General features: G+C 57.8%; 5 protein-coding genes and 1 pseudogene. 5 read left to right on the top strand and 1 reads right to left on the bottom strand.

The window, feature by feature from the left end:
* From M3I54_RS43885 to M3I54_RS43870, 5 genes and pseudogenes are all read left to right on the top strand, one after another.
* Nucleotides 1-217, top strand: a 217-nt coding sequence (locus M3I54_RS43885) for an integrase core domain-containing protein (protein ID WP_254342964.1), incomplete at its 5' end; no start/stop codon positions are given.
* A 54-nt stretch (nucleotides 218-271) separates the two neighbouring features.
* Nucleotides 272-400 (top strand): annotated as a pseudogene (locus tag M3I54_RS45675) (DUF5372 family protein); the annotation flags it as partial.
* Nucleotides 401-542: 142 nt separating this feature from the next.
* Nucleotides 543-731, top strand: coding sequence for a hypothetical protein (locus tag M3I54_RS43880; protein WP_254346641.1), 189 nt, complete (start codon nucleotides 543-545; stop codon nucleotides 729-731).
* A complete protein-coding gene (locus M3I54_RS43875) occupies nucleotides 718-1,098 on the top strand; it encodes a recombinase family protein (protein ID WP_309249689.1) in 381 nt (126 codons plus the stop codon). Before M3I54_RS43880 ends, M3I54_RS43875 begins: the two co-directional genes overlap by 14 nt.
* Before the next feature lie 372 nt (nucleotides 1,099-1,470).
* Complete coding sequence (locus M3I54_RS43870) at nucleotides 1,471-2,451, top strand: recombinase family protein (RefSeq protein WP_254346640.1); 981 nt, start codon at nucleotides 1,471-1,473, stop codon at nucleotides 2,449-2,451.
* Here M3I54_RS43870 and M3I54_RS43865 read toward each other — a convergent pair.
* Nucleotides 2,406-2,677 (bottom strand): hypothetical protein (locus tag M3I54_RS43865; RefSeq protein WP_254346639.1); only part of this gene is annotated, 272 nt, incomplete at its 5' end. The two genes, M3I54_RS43870 and M3I54_RS43865, sit on opposite strands and share 46 nt — an antisense overlap.

Raw genomic sequence — 2,677 nt, 5'->3', positions numbered from 1 at the left:
TGTGAGAAGTCCGCAGAGCAACGGGATGGCCGAAAGCTTCGTCAAAACGATAAAGCGTGACTACGTCTCATGGATGCCCAAGCCTGATGTCAGAACCGCACTGCAAAACCTGGCTATCGCGTTTGACCACTACAACGAATCGCATCCGCACAGCGCCTTGAAATACTGCTCGCCACGCGAATTCCGCCAGCGCGCAACTTCACCAACCGAAGCGTGACCGCGTGTCCGGTCATGCAGGGGCAAGTCCACTGCCCGTGAACAGCTCGTAGAGCTGGTTCGCATCAACTATCCGTTCCATCCTCGTGCGGGTCAGGAGGTCGAGGTACTTGGCCAATCCAGGCACGGCTCAGAGGACTTCTTTATCGTCCGACAGCCCGACGGCACGAGGACGCATCTTCCACAATGGATGACGCTGCCGACGGCCGGCGACGTTCCCACGCACTTGCCACCGCGGTTGCCATTGCGTTGTTTGCTGGCATTGCGCCGCGAACTCGACTCTGCCTTATCTTCATCGACGACAGCCCTATCACACGGAGGCGTCGATGAAGCCAATCCCGCCACGAGCGCGCCCGCTCGTGCAGACCGACCTGTTCGACGCCGTAGCCGCGTCGATGCCACTGGCGAACCTGCAACAGCATCACGACGAACTCGTCGAACTGCTGAGCCAGCTCCTGTGGCAAGTGGCAAGCCAGGCAGACGTTTCGGAACGACCGGAGGATGATGATGAGTAAGATCAGCCCTGATCATTTGGCGCGCGGCGCCTACGTATACGTACGACAGTCCACCGCCGACCAATTGCGCAACAACCCCGAGAGTCGCCGACGGCAATACGCTCTGGCGGATCGGGCGCGCGGACTCGGTTGGACAGAGGTCGTGGTTATCGACGACGATCTCGGCGTGTCCGCCGGAGGCGTCGCACGGCCGGGTTTCGAGCGACTGCTGGCAGCGATCTGCGGCGGACACGTGGGCGCAGTGGTCTCCATCGAAGCGTCGCGTTTGGCGCGCAATGGTCGTGACTGGCACACGCTGCTGGAATTTTGCGCACTAGTGAATAGCGTCATCGTGGACGAGGACGGCGTCTACGAGCACACATCTTGATACCCCTGTTCGGCTACCAACTGAGCGGCCGGAACAGGTAACTGTCACCGATCCCGCCCATCCGCTGTATGGCCGCACCTTTGCTGTAGTGGCGCCGGCGAGCACGATCGGTGCATCAGGTCAAGTCACCGTCGCTTATCGCGGCGACATCCTGTCAAAAATTCCGGTGATGGCGACTTCGCTCGGTCCGACGTCTCCGTGTCTACCATCGAGCAAACTATCGGCCGATTGCGTGAGGGAACTGGTTCGCGTGGCTAGGGAATTCTTATCGCCGGAAAAACTAGGAACAGGCTTTTGTTTAAATAAGGACTACTTGATAATAGACGGAAGTCGCAATTTGAAGAATACGGTTATTGCTCCGAGGGACAAGCCATGACATCGGAACTTGTAACGGACCGACATCTGTGCCGTAAGGCAATGATCTATATCCGGCAATCCACTGCGAATCAGGTAGTGACCAATCAGGAAAGCCTGCGATTGCAGTATGCGCTGCGCCAGCGCGCAAGCGATCTGGGCTGGGATGATGCGGATATCGAGGTGGTCGACGTTGATCTTGGCCTGAGTGGCTCGACGCTCTCGCATCGCGAGGGCTTCAAGGATGTAATTGCCCGCGTGACCCTGGGCGAGGTCGGCATCATCCTCTCCTACGAAGTAACCCGGCTTGCACGTAACTGTACGGACTGGTATCCCTTGCTGGATTTGTGCGGATTTCGCCAATGTCTTATCGGCGATCGCGATGGCATTTACGATCCGGGCTCTGCGAACGGACGCCTGTTGCTGGGTTTGAAGGGCACGATTTCCGAGGTCGAACTACACACACTGCGGGGCCGCCTGACGGCAGGATTGCTGAACAAGGCAAAGCGCGGTGAACTGGCGTTGTTGCTACCTGCAGGACTTGAGCGTGACACCAACGGCATCGTACATAAAGATCCGAATCAGGAGGTGCAGGATCGGGTATCCCTGATCTTTACCACGTTTCTGGATCTCGGGTCGACGGGCAAAGTGATGCGTCGGTTTCGGGACCACGCACTGACCTTGCCGCGGCGTGACCGGTTTGGTGACGTCGTATGGCGTGCACCAACAGCCGGTATGCTCACGGCGATTCTGAAGAATCCAGCCTACGCGGGCGCTTTCGTCTATGGTCGAACCCGGTCCTGCCATTCGACTTATGCAAACGGCAAGCTGATGACAGAGCGCTGTCCTATGTCAGAATGGAAAATCGTCGTGAAAGACCGTTATCCTGTCTACCTCGACTGGGAACGTTTCGAACAGGTCCAGGCCATGCTGCGCGATAACCATGCGGAATATCAGCGAAACAAGACCCGCGGCGTTGTGGCGCGACAATCCGGATGAGAGACGCGCGACAAACAAGTTGAGAATGTCGCGGCAGAAATGATGATGCCGATGTTGATTGACGCTGGCAAGCGTTTATTGATTGACGCGCGGCGTTGATTGACGCGGGCGAGTGGGTGTCGCGCGACAATCAAGCTGAAGCCACCAGTCGTTGAGGATTGCTGTGTAATGGTGACGCCGCAGGTATTTGGCCGCGCGACAATCAGGATAAGAATGGGGTGGCGTG

The sequence above is a fragment of the Paraburkholderia sp. CNPSo 3274 genome (assembly GCF_024206475.1).
Classification (GTDB): domain Bacteria; phylum Pseudomonadota; class Gammaproteobacteria; order Burkholderiales; family Burkholderiaceae; genus Paraburkholderia.
This window is presented reverse-complemented; position numbering and strand designations above follow the sequence as displayed.